3 protein-coding genes are annotated in these 1,504 nt (G+C 64.6%); 1 reads left to right on the top strand and 2 read right to left on the bottom strand.

Features of this window, described 5'->3' with window-relative positions:
* The coding region (locus ACE3P6_RS17145; RefSeq protein WP_374397503.1) for a cytochrome P450 at window positions 1–487 on the top strand (487 nt) is incomplete at its 5' end.
* 157 nt (window positions 488–644) lie between these two features.
* Here ACE3P6_RS17145 and ACE3P6_RS17140 read toward each other — a convergent pair.
* Window positions 645–989: a hypothetical protein gene (locus tag ACE3P6_RS17140; RefSeq protein ID WP_374397501.1), complete on the bottom strand. Its 345-nt coding sequence runs from the start codon at window positions 987–989 to the stop codon at window positions 645–647.
* Window positions 990–1,015: 26 nt separating this feature from the next.
* Window positions 1,016–1,504: nuclear transport factor 2 family protein (locus ACE3P6_RS17135; protein ID WP_374397499.1), on the bottom strand; the 489-nt coding region annotated here is incomplete at its 5' end.

The raw sequence follows: 1,504 nt of genomic DNA, 5'->3' as shown, positions 1-1,504 counted from the left end.
GCTGACCTTCACCATGTACACCCTGCTCGACTATCCCGAGATCTACGAGCGCTGCGCCACGGACCACGACTATTGCCGCAAGGTGATCGAGGAGGCGCTGCGCTGGTTCAATCCGGGAACCGTGGGCCGGATCGTCGACCAGGACTTCGAATACCGCGGCGTGCTGCTGCCCAAGGACACGATGCTGTTCATGCCGCTGTCGGTCTCCGGCCGCGATTCGGTCGCTTGGGCCGACGCGCAGACCTTCGATCCCGATCGTCCGATCGATCCCAATCGCCGCCACATCGCCTTCGGCCTGGGTAAGCATATGTGCCTGGGGCAATACATTGCCCGCGCCATGCTGCAGGAAGCGATCCACCTGATCGCCCAGCGGGTCAGGCACCCGCGGCTCGACGGCGAGTTCAAGTGGCGGCCGTTCTACGGCACCTGGGGGCTGCAGGGCCTGCCGATCGCCTTCGAGGTGGGCAAGGAGCTGGAGCCGGCCTGAGCTGCCGCCTCTCCTTCCCTCCTTTTCCGTCTTCCCGGGCTTGACCCGGGACCCCGCTTGCTTCCTTCGGGCGTGGCGGGGGACTCAAGCGGGACCCTGGATCAAGTCTGGGGCGACGGGAAATTGGATAAGCTTCGGATAGAGCCCGCCCCGCAGATCACACGATCCTGCGCACCTCGTCGCCGAACACCTCGTAGACGTTGGCCTTGACCGTGCTGAGGTCGATGGCGTCGGACATGAACATGCCGCCGCCCTCGCCCGCGCTGTCCTGCAGGGCGGCGAAGGGCTGCGACCAGTGGTCTGCCTCGATGTCGTAGATCGCCATGTAGGGATAGGCGCTGCCGTCGCCCATCAGGTCATGCGACAGTGAGAACCGCTGCGCCGCTACGAAGCCGGGCGTCTGGACCACTTCGCCCAGGTGCCGATTCTGGTACCAGTCGTTGTATTCCTCTTCCTTGCCCGCGACGGGCTTCGAGAAGACGATGAACTTGTAATGCGGCATGTCTGGCTCCTCTCTTGTGGCTTCAATCAAGGATTGCAGAGCGGGCGCTTGTTGACCAGCGGGCGGATGTAGGAGGCATCGCTCCTGTCGCGCGCCGGCACACCGTTGAGCTCGATGCCGGGAATTTCGCCCAGCGGGCTGCCCACCGCGGGAACGACGCTGGTCCATTCGACGTAATTGTTGCGCATCACCATGCCCCAGACGCCGTTGCGCCGCTGGAACCGGTCGACATAGCGACCGCCCGCGAGCACGTTGTTGCCGTCCGGCAGGCAGCCGACGAAGAAGTAGTAGGTCTCGGTGTGCGCGTCGTCGCCCTGGAGATCGCAGGTCATCTGGTGCAGCTTGTGGAAGGTGGCGGTATAGGCTTCCGCCTGGAGCTTTTCCGCCCAGTCATAGAGATCGGCGGGCAGGCCGACGAAAGGTCCCGCCGTCACCACCGCATCGGCATGGAAGCCGCTGACGAACAGGTCCTTGTCGCAGCGGTCGGTGCCCCGGCTCATCCGCACGAGGCATTC

Origin of the sequence: Tabrizicola sp. (genome assembly GCF_041911175.1) — a bacterium.
GTDB lineage: Bacteria > Pseudomonadota > Alphaproteobacteria > Rhodobacterales > Rhodobacteraceae > Tabrizicola.
The sequence above is the reverse complement of the archived record's forward strand: the minus strand, read 5'-3'. Positions and strand labels throughout refer to the sequence as shown.